19 protein-coding genes are annotated in these 18,307 nt (G+C 72.2%); 12 read left to right on the top strand and 7 right to left on the bottom strand.

Annotated features, from left to right (window positions below):
- The 7 genes from ACZ5PB_RS14245 (at window position 1) to ACZ5PB_RS14215 (ending at window position 7,152) form a co-directional block, all read left to right on the top strand.
- Window positions 1-420, top strand: coding sequence for a DUF2752 domain-containing protein (locus ACZ5PB_RS14245; protein ID WP_468690942.1), 420 nt, complete (start codon window positions 1-3; stop codon window positions 418-420).
- Window positions 421-705: 285 nt separating this feature from the next.
- Window positions 706-1,956: a prenyltransferase/squalene oxidase repeat-containing protein gene (locus tag ACZ5PB_RS14240; RefSeq protein WP_468690941.1), complete on the top strand. Its 1,251-nt coding sequence runs from the start codon at window positions 706-708 to the stop codon at window positions 1,954-1,956.
- Window positions 1,953-2,675, top strand: a complete 723-nt coding sequence (locus ACZ5PB_RS14235; RefSeq protein ID WP_468690939.1) for an SCO2322 family protein — start codon at window positions 1,953-1,955, stop codon at window positions 2,673-2,675. Before ACZ5PB_RS14240 ends, ACZ5PB_RS14235 begins: the two co-directional genes overlap by 4 nt.
- A complete protein-coding gene (locus tag ACZ5PB_RS14230) occupies window positions 2,672-3,835 on the top strand; it encodes an energy-coupling factor transporter transmembrane component T (RefSeq protein ID WP_468690938.1) in 1,164 nt (387 codons plus the stop codon). Before ACZ5PB_RS14235 ends, ACZ5PB_RS14230 begins: the two co-directional genes overlap by 4 nt.
- Window positions 3,832-5,505 (top strand): ABC transporter ATP-binding protein, encoded by a 1,674-nt coding sequence (locus tag ACZ5PB_RS14225; protein ID WP_468690936.1) that lies wholly within the window; start codon window positions 3,832-3,834, stop codon window positions 5,503-5,505. Before ACZ5PB_RS14230 ends, ACZ5PB_RS14225 begins: the two co-directional genes overlap by 4 nt.
- Window positions 5,506-5,513: 8 nt before the next feature.
- Complete coding sequence (locus ACZ5PB_RS14220; RefSeq protein WP_468690935.1) at window positions 5,514-6,407, top strand: ECF transporter S component; 894 nt, start codon at window positions 5,514-5,516, stop codon at window positions 6,405-6,407.
- 334 nt (window positions 6,408-6,741) lie between these two features.
- Window positions 6,742-7,152, top strand: a complete 411-nt coding sequence (locus ACZ5PB_RS14215; protein ID WP_468690934.1) for an aggregation-promoting factor C-terminal-like domain-containing protein — start codon at window positions 6,742-6,744, stop codon at window positions 7,150-7,152.
- A gap of 42 nt (window positions 7,153-7,194) precedes the next feature.
- On the opposite strand, the gene ACZ5PB_RS14210 is transcribed toward ACZ5PB_RS14215, so the two are convergent.
- Window positions 7,195-8,514, bottom strand: coding sequence for an alpha/beta hydrolase (locus tag ACZ5PB_RS14210; protein ID WP_468690933.1), 1,320 nt, complete (start codon window positions 8,512-8,514; stop codon window positions 7,195-7,197).
- Between the two features lie 135 nt (window positions 8,515-8,649).
- Window positions 8,650-9,819, bottom strand: coding sequence for a steroid 3-ketoacyl-CoA thiolase (locus ACZ5PB_RS14205; protein WP_468690932.1), 1,170 nt, complete (start codon window positions 9,817-9,819; stop codon window positions 8,650-8,652).
- 224 nt (window positions 9,820-10,043) lie between these two features.
- On the opposite strand from ACZ5PB_RS14205, the gene ACZ5PB_RS14200 reads away from it, so the two are divergent.
- On the top strand, window positions 10,044-11,291 hold the full coding sequence (locus ACZ5PB_RS14200) for a cytochrome P450 (RefSeq protein ID WP_468690930.1): 1,248 nt from the start codon (window positions 10,044-10,046) through the stop codon (window positions 11,289-11,291).
- An 82-nt stretch (window positions 11,292-11,373) separates the two neighbouring features.
- Here ACZ5PB_RS14200 and ACZ5PB_RS14195 read toward each other — a convergent pair whose 3' ends face one another.
- The 3 genes from ACZ5PB_RS14195 to ACZ5PB_RS14185 are packed head-to-tail and all read right to left on the bottom strand — an operon-like array spanning window position 11,374 to window position 13,596.
- The gene (locus tag ACZ5PB_RS14195) at window positions 11,374-11,631 is read right to left on the bottom strand and encodes a DUF2087 domain-containing protein (protein ID WP_468690928.1); all 258 of its coding nucleotides are present in this window, start codon (window positions 11,629-11,631) and stop codon (window positions 11,374-11,376) included.
- A gap of 40 nt (window positions 11,632-11,671) precedes the next feature.
- Window positions 11,672-12,805 carry a serpin family protein gene (locus ACZ5PB_RS14190; RefSeq protein ID WP_468690927.1) on the bottom strand — a complete coding sequence of 378 codons (1,134 nt, stop codon included), beginning with the start codon at window positions 12,803-12,805 and terminating at the stop codon, window positions 11,672-11,674.
- Between the two features lie 23 nt (window positions 12,806-12,828).
- On the bottom strand, window positions 12,829-13,596 hold the full coding sequence (locus tag ACZ5PB_RS14185) for an alpha/beta fold hydrolase (protein WP_468690926.1): 768 nt from the start codon (window positions 13,594-13,596) through the stop codon (window positions 12,829-12,831).
- A gap of 144 nt (window positions 13,597-13,740) precedes the next feature.
- Here ACZ5PB_RS14185 and ACZ5PB_RS14180 point away from each other — a divergent pair, with 144 nt between their 5' ends.
- Window positions 13,741-14,124 (top strand): antibiotic biosynthesis monooxygenase family protein, encoded by a 384-nt coding sequence (locus tag ACZ5PB_RS14180; protein WP_468690924.1) that lies wholly within the window; start codon window positions 13,741-13,743, stop codon window positions 14,122-14,124.
- 24 nt (window positions 14,125-14,148) lie between these two features.
- On the opposite strand, the gene ACZ5PB_RS14175 is transcribed toward ACZ5PB_RS14180, so the two are convergent.
- Both ACZ5PB_RS14175 and ACZ5PB_RS14170 read right to left on the bottom strand, forming a co-directional pair.
- Window positions 14,149-14,934, bottom strand: coding sequence for a hypothetical protein (locus ACZ5PB_RS14175; RefSeq protein ID WP_468690923.1), 786 nt, complete (start codon window positions 14,932-14,934; stop codon window positions 14,149-14,151).
- 1 nt (window position 14,935) lies between these two features.
- On the bottom strand, window positions 14,936-15,583 hold the full coding sequence (locus tag ACZ5PB_RS14170) for a hypothetical protein (protein WP_468690922.1): 648 nt from the start codon (window positions 15,581-15,583) through the stop codon (window positions 14,936-14,938).
- Between the two features lie 98 nt (window positions 15,584-15,681).
- Between ACZ5PB_RS14170 and ACZ5PB_RS14165 the strand changes: the two genes are divergently transcribed.
- The 3 genes from ACZ5PB_RS14165 (at window position 15,682) to ACZ5PB_RS14155 (ending at window position 18,166) form a co-directional block, all read left to right on the top strand.
- Entirely contained in the window at window positions 15,682-16,164 is a 483-nt protein-coding gene (locus ACZ5PB_RS14165; RefSeq protein ID WP_468690921.1) for a GNAT family N-acetyltransferase, read from the top strand.
- Window positions 16,165-16,435: 271 nt separating this feature from the next.
- The gene (locus ACZ5PB_RS14160; protein ID WP_468690919.1) at window positions 16,436-17,320 is read left to right on the top strand and encodes a peptidoglycan-binding domain-containing protein; all 885 of its coding nucleotides are present in this window, start codon (window positions 16,436-16,438) and stop codon (window positions 17,318-17,320) included.
- Between the two features lie 171 nt (window positions 17,321-17,491).
- The gene (locus tag ACZ5PB_RS14155; protein WP_468690917.1) at window positions 17,492-18,166 is read left to right on the top strand and encodes an HAD-IA family hydrolase; all 675 of its coding nucleotides are present in this window, start codon (window positions 17,492-17,494) and stop codon (window positions 18,164-18,166) included.
- The last annotated feature ends 141 nt before the right edge of the window (window positions 18,167-18,307 follow it).

Here is an 18,307-nt window from a genome sequence, read left to right as displayed (position 1 = left end):
GTGACGACCGCTCCCTCCCGCCGCCCCGTGCGCCCGCTGGCCGTGCGCCCGCTGCCCGTGCGTCTGCTGCCCGTGCTCGTCACGGCGGCCGGGCTCGCGGGGCTCTGGTACGTGTATCTGCACAGCCCGTACGACCCCGGCCAGGTGTTCCTGCGCTGCCCGTGGAAGGCGGTGACCGGGCTGGACTGCCCGGGCTGCGGCGGCACCCGTATGACGTACAGCCTGCTGCACGGCGATCCGTCCGGCGCGTTCCGCGCCAACCCGGTGCTGCTGCTCGCCGCCCCGTGGGCGCTGTGGCTGTACGGGCGGTGGGGTGCGGCCACGCTGCGCGGGGAGCGCTACCGGCCGGCGCTCGGCGGGCGCGGAGCGGTCGCGCTCGTGACGGTGGCCGCGCTCTGGACCCTCGTACGGAATCTGTAGGAGGGCGCCGCCCGCCCGGCCCCAGCGGCGGGCCCGCTCCCCCACGGGTCGGTAGAGTGTGCGAGTCGTCATCATGCCCGTACGGGAGAAGCCGGTGCGAATCCGGCACTGACCCGCAACCGTGATTCCCCTCGCGCGAGAACCCTCGCCGGGGTGCGAAGAGTCGGAACACCCGGCCCGCATGACTGGCTCGGCACCGTCGAGGTAGAGGTATACGGGGCCGGTGCCGCGGTGCCTTTCGCAGGGGTCCGTGCCCGGCCGCCCTTCAGGAGAGGCACCACCGACATGACCCTTCGCCGCAGCGCCGCAGCGCTCGCCGCCGCCGCCGTCCTCGGTGCGGTGGCCGCTCCGGCCGCCTTCGCCGCGCCGGCCCCGACGCCGGTGGCGATCCCCTCCGGGCTGTACGGCAAGGGCGACCCGACGTACGACGGTGTCTTCCGGCAGTCCCTGGCCCTGCTCGCGCAGAACAGCGTCGGGGTGAAACCCGCCGCGAAGGCCGTGGACTGGCTGGTGGGGCAGCAGTGCGACAACGGCGGCTTCGCCGCCTTCCGCGCGGACGCGGGCAAGGCCTGTGACGCCAAGACGATGCTGGACACCAACGCGACGGCCGCCGCCGTGCAGACGCTGACCGCGCTCGGCGGGCAGGACGCCGCCGTGCAGAAGGCCGTGACCTGGCTGAAGTCCGTCCAGAACAAGGACGGCGGCTGGCCCTACGTACCGGGAACGCCGAGCGACGCCAACTCCACCTCGCTCGTGACCGGCGCGCTGCTGTCCGCCGGTGAGAAGCCCAAGGACGTCAAGGGCAAGGACTGGAAGTCGCCGCTCGACGCCCTGCTGACGTTCCAGGTGCCGTGCGACGGCGACCTCAAGAACCAGGGCTCCTTCGCCTTCCAGGCGGACAAGTCCGGAAAGCTCTTCCCGAACGCCGACGCGACCGCCGCCGTGGTCACCGCGTTCTCCGAGAAGGTGCCGGTCATCACGCCGGCGAAGAACAACGAGGCGCTCAAGCCCGCCTCCGCCTGCGGGGAGGGCATGACCACCCCGGAGGCGGCCGTGGACGGCGGCTCCGACTACCTCGCCAGGACGCTGGAGAAGAACGGCTCGCACCTGATGTCGGCGATGCCCGGCGCCGAGGCCAAGCCCGACTTCGGCAACACCGCCGATGCCGTGGTGGCGCTGGCCGCCGCCGGTCACAAGGACGCGGCCGCCAAGCCCGCCGAGTGGCTGTCCAAGAACTCCGCCGCCTGGGCGAAGACCAGCGGCCCCGCCGCGTACGCCCAGCTGATCCTCGCCGCGAAGGCCACCGGCATGGACCCGCGCGCCTTCGGCGGCGCCGACCTCGTCGAGCAGCTGAACGCGACCGGGCCCGCGCCGCAGGTGAAGAAGGACGCCGACGACACGAAGAAGGACGAGGCCAAGAAGGACGACGGCGGCGGTTCGTCCGCCACCTGGTGGATCGTCGGCGTCGCGTTCGTGGCGAGCATGGGCGCGGGCTTCCTGATCAGCGGCCGCAACAAGAAGAACCAGCAGCTGTGACGCGGCCCGCGAAACGGCCCGTGCAGCGGCCCGCGAGGTGCTCCGCACTGCTGCTCGTACTGACAGTGGCGCTTGGCATCCTGCTGCCCACGGGCTCCGCTGCCGCGGCGGACTCGGCCTCCGGCTACCGGTACTGGTCGTTCTGGGAGCGCGACGGCTCGAAGTGGACGTACGCGACCCAGGGCGCCGCCACCACCCGTCCGGCCGACGGCTCCGTCCAGGGATTCCGGTTCTCGGTGAGCAAGGACTCGCAGGACGCCGCCAAGCCGCGCGGGGAGGCCGCTTTCGCCGCGGTCTGTGCGAAGACCCCGGCCCAGGAGGGCACCAAGCGGGTCGCTCTCGTCCTGGACTTCGGCACCCCCCAGGACGCTCCGGACGGTGAGGTTCCGCCCGCGCCGCGCAGCGTGTGCGCACAGGTGGACAAGGACGCGACGTCCGCCGAGGCACTGGCCGAGGTGGCCAAGCCGCTGCGCTACAACCACACGGCCCTGCTGTGCGCCATCGCCGGCTACCCGAAGTCCGGGTGCGCGGAGCAGGTCGCGGGGAACTCCTCCCAGGCATCGGACCCGGCCACCCCCAGCCCTGCCACCTCCCGTTCCGTTTCGGCCTCGGACGACGGTGAGGGCTCGGGCCCGTCGGCCGGGGTGATCGTCGGTCTCGCCGCGGTTCTGGCGCTGGGCGCCGCTGCCGTGTGGCAGGCACGCCGCCGCCGGGGATGAGCCGCGACGCACTGCGGGCCCCCGCCGCCAGCCGCAGCAACGCACTGCACGCCGGGGCCTGGTGGCTGTGGGCGCTGGGGCTGGCCACCGCCGCCTCCCGCACCACCAACCCGCTGCTGCTCGGGCTGATCGTCGCGGTGGCCGGGTACGTGGTCGCGGCGCGGCGTACGGACGCGCCGTGGGCGCGCTCGTACGGGGCGTTCGTCAAGCTGGGCCTGATGGTGCTGGTGATCCGGCTGGTGTTCTCGGTGTTCCTCGGCTCGCCGATCCCGGGCCAGCACGTGCTCTTCACCCTGCCCGAAGTACCGCTCCCTGACTGGGCGCAAGGGGTACGGATCGGCGGGAAGGTCACCGCGGAACAGCTCGTCTTCGCCCTGTACGACGGCCTCAAGCTGGCCACCCTGCTCATCTGCGTGGGCGCGGCGAACGCGCTGGCCAACCCGGCCCGGCTGCTCAAGTCGCTGCCGGGCGCGCTGTACGAGGCGGGGGTGGCGGTCGTCGTCGCGATGACGTTCGCCCCGAACATGGTCTCCGACGTCGTACGGCTGCGGACCGCCCGGCGGCTGCGCGGCCGTCCCACCGGCGGGGTGAAGGCGCTGCTCCAGATCGGCCTGCCGGTACTGGAGGGCGCGCTGGAACGGTCCGTGGCCCTCGCCGCCTCGATGGACGCCCGGGGATACGGCCGCACCGCCCAGGTGCCGCCCCGGGTACGGCACCTGACGACGGCGCTCACCCTCGGCGGGCTGCTCGGCGTCTGCGCCGGTGCGTACGGACTGCTCGCCGCGCAGGGTGCCGGGTACGGGCTTCCCGTGCTGCTGATCGGGCTGGCGGCCGCGATGGCGGGGCTGCGGCTGGGCGGGCGGCGCAGTGTGCGCACCCGGTACCGGCCGGACCGCTGGGGAGTACGGGCCTGGCTGGTCGCGGGGTCGGGGATGGTGGTGGCCGCGTCGATGATCTGGGCCGGTTCGTACGCTCCACAGGCCCTGCATCCGGGGGTGCTGCCGCTGGTGGCACCGCAGTTCCCGCTGTGGCCCGCGCTGTCGGTGCTGGTGGGGCTGCTGCCCGCCTTCGTGGCCCCGGTGCCGCCGATCGCCACCCCGGCGTCCACCGCCTCCGCGCCTCCCGCTGTCACTGTCCCTGTCAGAGGAAAGCAAAAGTGATCCGGTTCGAGAACGTCTCCGTGCGGTACGAGGGTGCTGCCGCGCCCGCCCTCCAGGGCGTCGATCTGACGGTCCCCGAGGGCGAGTTGGTGCTGCTCGTGGGCCCGTCCGGGGTCGGCAAGTCGACGTTGCTCGGGGCGGTCTCCGGGCTGGTGCCGCACTTCACCGGGGGCGTGCTGAGCGGGCGGGTCACCGTCGACGGCCGGGACACCCGCACCCACAAGCCGCGCGAACTGGCGGACCTGGTCGGCACCGTGGGCCAGGACCCGCTGTCGCACTTCGTCACCGACACCGTCGAGGACGAGCTCGCGTACGGCATGGAGTCGCTCGGCATCGCCCCGGACGTGATGCGCCGCCGGGTCGAGGAGACCCTCGACCTGCTGGGCCTCGCCGATCTGCGCGACCGTCCGATCGCCACCCTGTCCGGCGGGCAGCAGCAGCGCGTGGCCATCGGCTCGGTGCTGACCAGTCACCCCAAGGTCCTCGTCCTGGACGAGCCGACGTCCGCCCTGGACCCGGCCGCCGCCGAGGAGGTCCTGGCGGTGCTGCAACGTCTGGTGCACGATCTCGGCACCACCGTCCTGATGGCCGAGCACCGCTTGGAGCGGGTGGTGCAGTACGCCGATCAAGTCGTCCTCCTTCCTGGTCCGGGACTCGCCCCCGTGATGGGCGAGCCCGCCGAAGTGATGGCCGTGTCCCCCGTCCACCCTCCGGTGGTGGGGCTCGGCCAGCTGGCCGGCTGGTCCCCGCTGCCGCTGTCGGTACGGGACGCCCGGCGCCGGGCCGCCCCGCTGCGTTCCGAGCTCGCGGACCTCGCCCCGGCCCCGGTCCCGGAGCCGCCCGCCGCTCCCCCGGTCGCCGAGGCCGGGGGCCTGGTGCTGCGCAGGGGCCGCATCGAAGCCCTGCGGCACGTCTCCCTGTCCGTACGCCCCGGCGAGACCCTCGCCCTCATGGGCCGCAACGGGGCAGGCAAATCAACCCTGTTGAACGCCCTGGTCGGCATGCACCGCCCGACCTCCGGCCGCATCCTGGTCGGCGGGAAGACCCCCGCGACGACGGCGCCGCGCGAGATGGTCCGCCTGGTGGGCCTCGTCCCGCAGGAGCCGCGCGATCTGCTGTACGCGGACACCGTCGCCGCCGAGTGCGCGGCGGCCGACCACGACGCGGGCGCGGACCCGGGCACCTGCCGTGCGCTGGTGACCGCGCTGCTGCCGGACGTCCCCGACTCCACCCACCCCCGCGACCTGTCGGAGGGGCAGCGCCTCGCGCTCGCCCTGGCGCTGGTGCTGACCGGGAAGCCGCCGCTGCTCCTGCTCGACGAACCGACGCGCGGTCTGGACTACGCGGCCAAGGCCCGGCTGATCGGCATCCTGCGCGGTCTGGCGGCGGACGGGCACGCGATCGTACTGGCCACCCACGATGTGGAGCTGGCCGCCGAACTGGCGCACCGGGTGGTGATCCTCGCCGACGGTGAGGTCGTCGCGGACGGCCCGACGCCCGAGGTGGTGGTCTCCTCTCCTTCCTTCGCCCCGCAGGTGGCGAAGATCCTGGCCCCGCAGCAGTGGCTGACCGTGCCCCAGGTCCGCGAAGCACTCGCCACCACCCGCCCCGACGGCACGACGTCCGACAGCACGACATCCGACAGCACGACATCCGGCGGCACGGAGTGAAGGACTCGGTGAAGGGCTCGGTGAAGGACTCCCCCGGCTCCGCCCGTCCCGGCACGGCCCGCCCCGTCCGGCTCGGGCCCAAGTCGGTGGCCGCGCTCGCGCTGATCAGCGGCGTCGGAGTGATCGCCTTCGGGTGGCCGCTGCTCGCGGACTCCGCCGCCGGTCTCGCCCACTCCAAGGACGCGCCCTGGCTGTTCGCCGCACTGCTGCCGCTGCTGGTCGCGGTGGTGGTGGCGACGATCTCCGACTCGGGTCTGGACGCCAAGGCCGTCGCGATGCTGGGCGTGCTGGCCGCGGTGGGCGCGGCACTGCGACCGCTCGGGGCGGGAACGGCCGGCCTGGAGCCGATGTTCTTCCTCATGGTGCTGAGCGGGCGGGTACTGGGGCCCGGCTTCGGTTTCGTCCTCGGGTCGGTCACGATCTTCGCCTCCGCTCTGCTCACGGGTGGGGTGGGGCCCTGGATGCCGTTCCAGATGCTGGCCATGGGCTGGTTCACGATGGGTGCCGGGCTGCTGCCCGGCTGGCAGCGGCTGCGCGGCCGGGCCGAGCTGGTGATGCTCGCGCTGTACGGTGCGGCTGCCGCCTTCTTCTACGGCACGGTCATGAACCTCCAGGGCTGGACCTACATCGGCGGGCTCTCCACCGGTGTCTCCTTCGTGCCGGGCGATCCGGTGCACGAGAACCTCGTCCGTTTCCTCGCCTACTGCCTGGCCACCTCGGTCGGCTGGGACCTCGGCAGGGCCGTCCTCACGGTCGTCCTGACGCTGACGGTCGGCCCCGCCCTCCTGAAGGCGCTGCGCCGGGCCACCCGGCGGGCCGCCTTCGAGGCCCCGGTCTCCTTCGAGAGCGCCACCCCGGCTCCGGCACCTCCCCCGGCTCCGGCAGCACCTCCGCAGCCGTAGCGCTCCCCTCGCTCTCCGTACGGAACGGGGTCCCGGCGGTGTGAACCGGCGCATAGGACCTTGGTCCTCCACTACCGCGGGTCGTAGCTCCTCCGGCCTGCGGGACGACCCTGCAGCACCGCCCCTGACCTGCTCCTTCACCCCTCTCCCCGGACCGGGCCGTTCTGCCCGCCGTACCGCCTCCACTAGTAAGCGGGGTGTTTGCGGGGCCGGTGTGCGGCTGCTCTATTGGTGGAGCCGCAGGGCGCCGGACAGCTTCCGCTTCCGCCGTGGTGCCCCTCCCCCTGGTTCTCGGACCTGTGCGGCCTCCCCCGTCCCCGGCGTTAGGTTCCCCGTGTCGTCGTCCGCCCTCATCAGCCGCTTCACCGCCCGCCGCAATGCCGCTGTCGTCGGCGCCACCGCCCTGCTGGGTGCCGCGGGTGCCGTGCTGGGAATGTCCTCCCCGGCGGCCGCGGCGCCGGCGTCCGCCAAGGACACCGCCCGGCAGATGATGTCCTCCGCGCAGTTCCAGTGCTTCAGCAACATCGTTTCCCACGAGTCCGGCTGGAACCACCACGCCACCAACGCCTCCTCCGGCGCCTACGGCCTGGTCCAGGCGCTGCCCGCGTCGAAGATGTCCTCGGCGGGATCCGACTGGCGGGAGAACCCCGCCACCCAGATCGAGTGGGGCCTGGACTACATGAACTCCCGCTACGGCAGCCCCTGCGGCGCCTGGAAGTTCTGGCAGAACAACCACTGGTACTGAGCCCCCCCGCCCGTGAGCCGAGCCGCCACCGGCCCCGAGCCCTCAGTCCAGCGCGACGAACCACCGGGCTATCTCCGGTGCGGACTTCTTGAAGGCCCCGAAGTGGTCGACCTGTCCCTGGTCGACCGTCGGGGCCTTCACCCCGTTGTCGGCCAGGTCGGCGGCGCAGGCGCGCGTGTTGCCGATGGGTACGTCGGTGTCGCCGGAGGCGGTGTAGAGCCGGACGGGCACCCTCGGCTTCCAGTCGCACGTCCCGTCGTTGGCCTCGATCACCGCGCGGAGCGTGCCCGTGGGGTGCCGCATCTGCTCGTAGAAGCCGGGGGTGAGGAGTTCCTCGACCGAGCCGGGGAGGTTCCTGACGACGTCCTCCTCGGTGTGACGGGTGTCGAAGAGCTGATCGACGACCTTGGCGTACGGCTGCCGGAACACCTCGGCCGGGTCCTTGTAGAGCGGGTGGAGCTTGTTCTGCGCGGTCAGGAAGTACGCGGTGTAGAAGAGGCCGCTGACGGGGTTGACCCGGCCGTCGTACAGCGCCGGTATCTCCGTGCCGCTCAGGTCGTACGGTCCGCTGACCGGAGCCACGGCCCTGAGCCGGAAGTGCGTGCCGCTCCGGCCGCCGCTCAGTTCACGGCCGACGGCCATCGCGACCTGACCGCCCTGCGAGAAGCCGGTGGCGTAGACGTCGCCGGTCAGCTTCCGGCCGAGCCGCTGCACCGCCCGGTCGGAGGCACGCAGCATGTCGACGGTGGCGGTGACGGCGGACCTGGTGTCCATGTACGGGTGCGGTCCCGGCCCCTTGCCGAGGCCGAGGTAGTCGGGGGCCGCGACGGCCCGCCCCGTACTCGCGTACAGGAACGGCGAGAGCCGGCCGAAGTCCTCGCCGACGGAGGGTGCGTAGTCGCGGTGGACCATCGTGCCGTGGGTGTCGGAGACGAGGGAGAGCCGCCGGTCACCGCCCTGGGGCAGCACGAGCAGTCCGCTGGCCGTGGTCGGCGCGCCCTGTGGAGTCACGGTGCGGTAGACCAACCGGTACGCCTTGATGCCGTGCCGCACCAGGTCACGGCCGGCCTCGACCCCGCCCTTGGCCACGAACGCGGCCACCTCGCCCCTGCCGAGGTCGGCGACGGGGGTGACGGAGAGCAGCGTTCCCCGCCCGGTGTGCGCGGTCGTGGAAGCAGTGGGCGCAGTCGTGGGCGCGGTGGGTGAGGCGGCCGGGGCGGCCACGGGGGTCGTGGCCGCTATCGCCGGTGCGGCGGCGAGCCCGGTGAGCGCGGCGGCGGCGGCCACCGCGGTGACCCGAAGGCTGGTGCTCCTGGCGGTAGTTGGCCGCCGCGACGTGATAGCCGTGCGCGTCTGTGTCATATCTCGACAGTAGGCAGATCACCACCCGCCCACCATGCGGCTGACCGCACTCCTGGGGTGCGCTCAGCACCACCCCTCACCCTGCGGTGTACCGCACCCCTGAGGTGGTGCTGGACGGTGCCGGCCTCCGCCCTCTCACAGCCGCTGAATGATCGTTCCCGTCGCCAGCGCCCCACCCGCGCACATGGTGATCAGCGCGAACTCCTTGTCCCTGCGCTCCAGTTCGTGCAGCGCGGTGGTGATCAGCCGCGCCCCCGTGGCACCCACCGGGTGTCCGAGCGCGATGGCTCCGCCGTTCACATTGACCTTCTCCAGGTCCTGCTCGAAGACCTGGCCCCAGCTCAGCACCACCGACGCGAACGCCTCGTTGATCTCGACCAGGTCAATGTCCTTCAGCGACATCCCGGCCTTGCCGAGCACGGCGCGCGTCGCGTCGATCGGGCCGTCCAGGTGGAAGTGCGGGTCGGAGCCGACCAGCGCCTGTGCGACGATCCGGGCCCGCGCCTTCAGCTTCAGGGCCCGCGCCATCCGCTTCGACGCCCACATCAGGGCGGACGCGCCGTCGGATATCTGCGAGGAGTTCCCGGCCGTGTGGACGGCGGTCGGCATCACCGGTTTCAGCCCTCCCAGGGCCTCCATCGACGTGTCGCGCAGCCCTTCGTCACGGTCGACGAGCCGCCACATGCCCTGCCCCGCCGCCTGTTCGTCCTCGGTCGTCGGCACCTGCACGGCGAAGGTCTCCCGCTTGAAGCGCTCCTCCGCCCACGCGGTGGCCGCCCGCTCCTGCGACAACAGGCCCAGCGAGTCGACCCGTTCACGTGTCAGCCCCCGGTTCCTGGCGATCCGCTCGGCCGCCTCGAACTGGTTGGGCAGGTCCACGTTCCACTCGTCCGGGAAGGGCTTGCCCGGTCCGTGCCGCGAGCCGCTGCCGAGCGGCACCCGGCTCATCGCCTCGACGCCGCAGCCGATGCCGATGTCGATGACCCCGGCCGCGATCATGTTCGCGACCATGTGGTTCGCCTGCTGCGAGGAACCGCACTGGCAGTCGACGGTGGTCGCCGCGGTCTCGTACGGCAGGCCCATGGCCAGCCACGCGTTGCGCACCGGGTTCATCGACTGCTCGCCCGCGTGGGTGACCGTACCGCCGACGACCTGCTCGACGCAGTCGGCGGGGATCCCGGTGCGGCCGAGGAGTTCGCGGTACGTCTCCCCCAGCAGATACGCGGGATGGAGATTGGCGAGCGCCCCGCCCCGCTTGCCGATGGGCGTTCGTACGGCTTCGACGATGACGGGTTCCGCGGCCATGAGCTCGTCCTCTTCTCACCAGATACCGACTGCCGGCTGTTCCGGATACCGAGTTCTCTGCAGAATTAGTACGCGTTCTAGTTCTTCGGTCAGTCTCGTGAAGAACGGCCCGTCAGCGCAAGGGTCTTGCCACTTGTAGAACTCGTTACTACCTTGCGGGACAACTTCTGATGGACCGTCAGAGAGTGTGCGAGCCAGACGATCGAGACGATCTGGAGTTGCCGATGTCCTGTCCCGTACTACCCGAGGGTTTCGACTTCACCGATCCCGACGTCCTCCAAACCGGTGTCCCGCTGCCCGAGTTCGCGGCACTTCGGCAGACCGCCCCGGTGTGGTGGTGCGCCCAGCGGCGCGGAATCTCGGGCTTCGACGACGAGGGCTACTGGGTGGTGACGCGGCACGAGGACGTCAAGTACGTCTCCACGCACCCCGAGCTGTTCTCCGCGAACACCAACACCGCCGTGATCCGTTTCAACGAGTCGATCAGCCGCGACCAGATCGACGTCCAGAAGCTGATCATGCTCAACATGGACCCGCCGGAGCACACCCGGGTCCGCCAGATCGTGCAGCGCGGCTTCACCCCGCGCGCCATCCGCTCACTGGAGAACGCCCTGCGCGACCGGGCGCACCGGATCGTCGAGGCGGCGACGGCCGAGGCCGAGAAGGGCGACGGCAGCTTCGACTTCGTCACCAACATCGCCGTGGAACTTCCCCTCCAGGCGATAGCCGAGCTGATCGGCGTGCCTCAGGAGGACCGGTCGAAGATCTTCGACTGGTCCAACAAGATGGCGGCGTACGACGATCCGGAGTACGCGATCACCGAAGAGGTCGGCTCCGAGGCGGCCATGGAGATCGTCTCGTACGCGATGAACCTGGCGGCGGCCCGCAAGGAGTGCCCGGCCAAGGACATCGTGTCCCAGCTGGTGGCGGCGGAGGACGACGGGAACCTGGGCTCGGACGAGTTCGGCTTCTTCGTGATCATCCTGGCGGTGGCAGGCAACGAGACCACCCGCAATGCCATCAGTCACGGCATGCACGCCTTCCTCACCCACCCCGAGCAGTGGGAGCTGTACAAGAGGGAGCGCCCGGAGACGACCGCCGAGGAGATCGTGCGCTGGGCGACGCCCGTGGTGTCCTTCCAGCGGACCGCGACCCAGGACCTGGAGCTGGGCGGGCAACGAATCAAGAAGGGCGACCGGGTGGGGATGTTCTACTCGTCCGCCAACCACGACCCGGAGGTCTTCACGGATCCCGGGAAGTTCGACATCACCCGCGACCCCAACCCGCATCTGGGCTTCGGCGGCGGCGGTCCGCACTTCTGCCTGGGCAAGTCCCTCGCGGTCCTGGAGATCAACCTGATCTTCAACGCGATCGCGGACGCACTGCCCGACCTGCGGCTGACCGGCGATCCGCGACGGCTGCGCTCGGCCTGGCTGAACGGGATCAAGGAACTGCGGGTGAGCCGGGGCTGACCCGGGCCGATCGCACGAGCACGAGGTGGCAGCGCGGGTGAGGCGGTCGGCCCGCCCGCGCCTTCACTCATGCACAGTGCGTTCAGTGGGTACGGCGGTAGCTGCTGCCGTCCTTGGTACGGGCCAGGAATCCGCCTTCGACGAGGTAGCGGCGCAGCGCCGAGCAGTCCTCGTGGACGGTCCGGATCGCGTCGTTGACCTCGCGCTCGGTGTACTCGCGGCCGTCCTCGAAGAGCGTACGGGTCAGATGGCCGAGCAACTCCGCCCGGCGGGCCGGCTTGCGCGGTACGGAAGTGAGCCGCCCGTCCGAGAAGAACGCCTCTACGCCTTGACCCGCCACCGGGAACTCCCACTCTCCACACCGAACACGAGCCTCCGTTCTACCCGCCCGGCGCTCCTTCCTGCCACGCAATAAACAACGGCACCTCGCCGGTCGCGTCGAGTACGACGACCCCGAAGGGCCGGTCGAAGCGGATCGTCTCCCTGCGCTTCGGTGGCGGCGGTGCTCCGCCGGGCGCCATCATCACCGCGCTCACGGCAGCGGCCTCCACCCCTTCCTCCGCCACCTTGAGCACCGCTTCCTGTACCACCCGCGAGACGGCGAGCGGCTCCGGCGACATCCCGGAGAAGTCCGCCAGGTCGGTGGTGGCCAAGTGGATTCCCCAGCCGGGCAGTTCGTCGGTCACTTCGACGGTGGTACGCAGGGACAGGCGCGGCAACGCGATCTCCACGAGGTCCGTGTCGAGCCGGGTCCGCCCGCCGGGCCCCGCCCACCCGGCGGGCAGTACGTCCGCAGGGCCCGCGCCTTCGGTCCCGAGCAGGAACCGCACCCGGGCAGGCCCGCCTCCCCCGCCCGCCGGGGCGACCGGCCCGACCGGCGCGACCTGCTCCGCCCGGCAGCGCAGCTCCACCACTCTTGTCGCCCCGACCGCCCAGGCGTCCGCGAGCGGAACCCTCTTGTGCATGGTCGGCACCCGGTGGAGCGCCCCGGCTCCATCGATGAAGTCCCGGTCGACGGTCCGGCGCGGCAGGAACGGGGATTCCCAATGGGCCTTCAGCGCCAGGGCGTTGACCACCGCGAGGATGATGTCGTCGGCGATCCGCACCGGCAGCCGCTCGATCAGGCCGTCGGTGGCGTCCCGCACCCAGGCGTCGATCGCCTCCGGGTCGAGGTGCCCCACGGCCACTCCCGGCAGCGCCTCCTGGAACTCCCGGTACACCGGCACCTTGCTCCACACGCAGGTGGCCACGCCGAGCGCGTCGGTCTCCGCCAACGCCCGGCTCGCCGCGCCCACCGCCTTGGCCGCGTCGTCCCCTGCGAACCCGAGCAACTCCCGTATCTCCTCGGCGGTCCCGCCCTTGGCCCCGGCGGCAACCACTCCCAGCGCCAGCCACAGCCCGGCGGGCGACCGGACGAAGTCCCTTCCCGGGCACCCGCCCTGAGCACCCCCGCCGGCACCCCCGTGCGCCGTCCAGCGCGCGGCGAACCGCCGGATCTCCGCAGCCCCCTCCATGGTTCTCCCCCCTCTTGTTCTCTCTACCTCTCCAGCGCGGCGGCGGTCGCCTTCGCGAAGCCGTCCACGTTGTCCAGCATGATGTTGTGCCCGCAGTCGGGGACGGCCACCACACTGACCCCGGCCGCCGTCAGTTCGTCGCCGCCCCGGAAGTCCGGATCGCCCTCCGGCAGCAGGTACGTTCGCGGAATCTTCAAGTCGAGCAGGAGCTCGCGCATCACGGGCACGCTCCCCCGGGTCAGCCCGACCGCGCTGCGGTACAGCGCCTGGGGTCCGCCCGTCTTCATGGTCGACCACCAGGTTTCCCCGACCGTCGCGCGCAGCGAGTCCCAGCCGGTGGCCAGGAACTCGGCCTCGCTGCCGTACCCGGCGATGCCGCCGCTGCCCGGCGCACCCCTGGCAGGGGTGATCGGATCGAGGTTGGCGTCCACCAGCACCAGCCGGGAGACCAGTTCCGGATACCGGTCGGCGAGCACCAGCGCCACCGAGCCGCCCATGCTGTGCGCGATCACCTCGGCACCGGCGACCTCCGCTGCCGTCAACAGCGCGGCCAGGGCGTCGGCGTGGGATTCGAGGCCGTAGTCGAAGTCGAGCGGACGGTCGCTGGTGCCGAACCCCAGCAGGTCCACCAGCAGTGTCCGCCGCCCGGCCAGCAGCGGATGGACGGCCGCCTCCACGAACAGCCCGGAGGCCCCGCCGAGCCCGTGCACATACACCCGGCACGGCTCCTCGCCCGGCAGCTCGACCCATCGCATCCGGTCCCCGCCGGATGTCACGACCGCCTCGTGCATGACCTGTCCCCCGTCCCAAGATCCCTGGACCCACGACAGTAACGGCCACCACTGACAACGCCCCTGGGACCCGGTGCCCCCGCCTCTTCCCGCCCCGCCGCCCACGCCGTCCGTTTGTCGGTCCCGTACGGCAGGATGGAACGCATGAGCATCGTGAAGATCAACGCACTGACCGTGCCCGCCGAGCAGCGGGAGGTCCTGGAGAAGCGGTTCGCGTCGCGGGCCGGGACCGTGGAGAACTCCGACGGGTTCGAGTGGTTCGAGCTGCTGCGGCCGGTCGAGGGCACCGACAAGTACCTCGTGTACACGCGCTGGCGCGACGAGGACGCGTTCAAGGCGTGGATGGAGGGCCCGATGAAGGCCGCCCACCAGCAGGGGCCCGGTGCGGGCGGCCCGGGTGCGGGCGGTCAGGTCGGCGGCCCGGGTGCGGGCAGCGCGGAAGGCGGCGAGCGTCCCAGGCCCGCCGCCTCCGACTCCACGGTGTGGTCCTTCGAGGTGGTCCAGCAGGCGGCCCCGAAGGCCGGCTAGCGACTGGTCCCCGAAGTACGGGTGTCACATCCGGAGCAGCAGCTCCGCCAGCTCGCGGTACCTGCGCAGGGCGACCCGCAGTTCCTCCGTCTCCGTCCCCCGGCCCTGGTCCTCCCAGGAGCTGCGGAGCGAACGGCGTTGCCCGGCAAGGGCCTCCGCGATCTGCCGGGTGGCCTCCTCCAGTACGCGGTCGGCCTCCTCGACCGCGCGGCGCGGCTCGTCGACGAACTGGTTGACGGCCTGCTGGAGCCGCAGCCCCAGCTTGTCCCGCTCACCGTGCGGCAGGAGTTGCGCGGAGGCTGCGCCAGGTGCGGTCGCTGCGCCGGCTGCGGTCGCTGCGCCGGGCGCGGTGGCCGGGGCGCCGCCCTGGTGGCCCGTCGCTGTGGTGTGCGTGGCCGCCGCCGGGTCGGCCGCGCGCTCGGCGGCGCCGCCGTACCGCACGTCCGTGCCGCGCTGCGCCCCGGAGGCCGGACCCGGCCCCTGTCCGGCCTGTCCTATGCCCCGTTCCTCCTCGGAGAGCTCCGCATCGGTCCCTGTGCCCGGTGCGCCGGCAGTCCTCGGGTCGGCCCCACGAGGGGCTGACCTGCCCCGTTCCTGTGCCCCCGGGGGTTGCCGCAGCGGGCCGACCTCGTCCGATCCACCCGCCCCCGTCACCCCGAAGTCCCTTGCCGTACGGCTGCGTTCGGCCCGCACCGGGTCGTGCAGCGCGTCCGGTTCGGCATCCACGCCGCGTTCCGAGGGGGTCGCTACGCGGGGCACCGCTCCCTCGCCGCCGCGCCCCTGCCTGTCGTTTCCGGCCTGATCGCTCATGTCAGACTCCAGTCCCCTTGGCGTGCCGCCCCAGCGTGCGCGGCCGCTGCGAACCGTGCTTGTCGCCCGGTAGGTCCCCGTGCTGCCCGCCCTCGTGGGCGTGTGTGCCGTCACCCCTGCCGCGCTCGCCGACCACGGCCTCGAACAGCGCCCTGGCCTCGACGATCGCCTCCCGCATCTGCTCCGTACCGCCCTCGCCGCGCGCCGCGCGCCGGACCCTGCGGAAGCCGTCGACGTGCGTGGCATGGTGCACGGACAGGGCGTCCAGCTGCTCGCCCTCGCTCTCCGGGTAGCCACGGTCCACGGCGACCCTGGCCAGCAGCCGGTCGGCCTCCGCGACCGCCTTCTGCGGGGAGTCGACGAACTGCTCCTGTACGCCCGCCCACTGGGCGACGTAACTCTCGTGGCGCTCCGGCGACAGTGCGCGCGGTTGCAGGGCGCCGTGCCGCTTCACCCGCTCCGCCAACTCGTGCTCGGCTGCCTTGGTGTCGCCGTCGTGCCGCGCGACCACCCGTTCGTACTCGGGGCCGAACCGGCGCTTCAGGTTCCCTCCGCCCATCCGGCCCCGGCCGGAGCCGAGGAAGACGACGGCCGCCGCGATGGCGACCACGACCACCACGATCAACACGATGATCAGGACTGTGGACATGCTCTGCCTTTCCGGTGCTGGGGAAACCTGGCCTCTCGCCCACCGGGTAGCCCGTAATCCGTTGGCCAAACGGCCGCCGCGTCCGGTACAGAGACCGCATGACCTGGATCATCAGCGCCGAGAGGCCCGACACCCCGGACGCGACGACCCTGCGCCGCGACTACTACGACGAGGTCGCGAGCCGCTACTGGGGCCGCCCCGCCACCGAGCGGGAAATCGACGAGGGCCTGACCGACGACGGCACGAACCTGCTGGTCCCGCCGACGGGCGCGTTCGTCGTCGGCCGCTACGAGGGCAAGCCGTCCGCCTGTGCCGGGCTGGTCGTCGTGGGTCCCGAACTCGCCGAGCTGACAAGGGTGTTCGTACGCCCCGAGGTGCGCGGCACGGGCGGCGGCGGGCTGCTGCTGAAGTCGGTGGAGGATACGGCGCGCGCGTACGGCATCCGGCGTATCCGGCTCGACACCCGCAACGACCTGGTGGAGGCGCGCGGCCTGTACGCCAAGCACGGGTACCGCGAGGTCCCGGCTCACAACTCGGGACCGTACGCCGAGCACTGGTTCGCGAAGGACCTCACCTCGTAGGGGCGTGACCCCAGAAGTACGACCCCTCCCTTCGCCCGCTCTGTGCGGGTATGCGCCCGCCCGGAATGCCCTGCCCATTGGGACCTCGGGCACGGGTCTGCATAATCGCTGGCAGTTCAAGGGAGGGGACCCCATGGAAAACGGACACCTATGTCCTGAATGCGGTACAGAACGGGCAGCACCGGACGGAAACAGACCCGGCCCCGGCGCACCTGCCTGTGACTGCGCCCGCCGTGCGGCGGAAGCGCACCACGCGGACCGTACGGCGGAGATGGCGAACGCGGAGGACTTCAACCCCCTGCGCATCCGCCCGTACGTCAACCTGGCCCGGCCGGACGACGAGGGATCCCCCTCGGCCCCGCCGGAGTTCGAGGAACAGGGCGCCGGGAGCGATCAGCCCCCGCACGACAGCACACCCGGACCCGCGCAGACCATGTCCCTGCACCCGGTCCCCGCAGGAACCGCAGGGCCCACAGGACCCGCCGCGTACGGCTCCTACGGCGGTACGGGCGACGCCCCCTCCGGCGACCCGTACGCCGCACACCCCAACGCACACACCGACACACCCGCGCCGCGCCGCACCCGCACCGTCCTCCTCGCCGCCGCTGCCGCCGTGGTCGTGGTGGCCGGCGCAGCCTTCGCCACCGGCACCTTCGACAGCGCACCGGACGCCCCCCTCGCACTTCCCGCGACCAGCTCGACCGCCCCCGCCCTGGTCACCGAGTCGGCCGCCGCGAGCACTCCCTCCCCCACGAAGGCCTCGCCCTCGGCCACGGCGACGCGCACCACCCGGCCGACCCCGGTCCGCACCACCCGCTCGGCATCCCCGAGCCGGACGCCCGTCTCCAGCCCCTCGAAGCGCCCGACGCCGACCGCCACCACACCGGCGGTCCGTCCGACGACCCCGAAGCCCCCGGAGAACACCGTGCCGCCCGGCACACTCGCGGAGGGCTCCAGCGGCCCCGAGGTGAGGGAGCTCCAGGACCGGCTGTCCCAGGAGTGGATGTACAACGGGCCGATCAACGGCCGGTACACCTCCCGCGTGACCGATGCGGTCGCCCTGTTCCAGTCGTACATGAGCATCGAGGAGGACCCGGAGGGCGTGTACGGGCCGGCGACCCGCGCCGCTCTGGAAGCCAGGACGAGGGAGCCGTAGGCACACGTCCGGGACCTGCGGAGGGGGTGGGGTGGCGCGAACCCCCTCATGTTTTGTATCGTGAAAGAACAAAGTGGTTCCGTCCGCATACCCTGGCCGGTGGACGGAACCGCTTGTTTCTTTTACGCGCCCTCGATTTTCCGCGCCCTCTATCAGCGCCCAGGAGTCCGCATGCCGGCCGCCACCCCCACCACCACCGTCCTGCCCTTCAAGGCTCTGCTGCTCGACATGGACGGCACCCTCGTCAACTCCGACGCGGTGGTCGAGCGCTGCTGGCGGGAGTGGGCGATCGAGCACGGCCTGGACCCGGCCGAGGCGCTCAAGGTGGTGCACGGCCGCCAGGGCTACGCCACCATGGCCGTCCTCCTGCCGGACCGCCCGAAGGAGCAGAACCACGCCGACAACCGTGTGATGCTCGCCAAGGAGACCGCCGACACCGACGGCGTCGTCCCGGTCCCCGGCGCACCCGAGTTCATGGCAGCGCTCGCGAACCTGCCGCACGCCCTGGTCACCTCGGCCGACGAGAAGCTGGCGCAGGCCCGGATGACGGCCGCCGCGCTGCCCATGCCGCAGCGCCGGGTGACCGCCGAACTGGTCTCCGCGAGCAAGCCGGACCCGGAGGGCTTCCTCAAGGGCGCGGCAGAGCTGGGCTTCGACGCGGCGGACTGCATCGTCTTCGAGGACTCGGGTGCGGGCATCGCGGCGGGCAAGGCGGCCGGGATGCGGGTCCTCGGCATCGGCCCGCGCGCCGGCGAGCACGAGCCCACGGCACTGGTCCGCGATCTGACGCAGGTCCGCGTCGTGACCGCCGACGACGGCTCGACGGCACTGCACATCACGGCCTGACCGTACGTTTATTCGCGCACTACGTGAGAGGGGCGGGGGGGAAACACCCCCCCCACCCCCCCCCCCCCCCCCCCCCCCCCCCCCCCCCCCCCCCCCCCCCCCCCCCCCCCCCCCCCCCCCCCCCCCCCCCCCCCCCCCCCC

This window comes from Streptomyces sp. NPDC032721 (assembly GCF_055579625.1).
The sequence above is the reverse complement of the archived record's forward strand: the minus strand, read 5'-3'. Positions and strand labels throughout refer to the sequence as shown.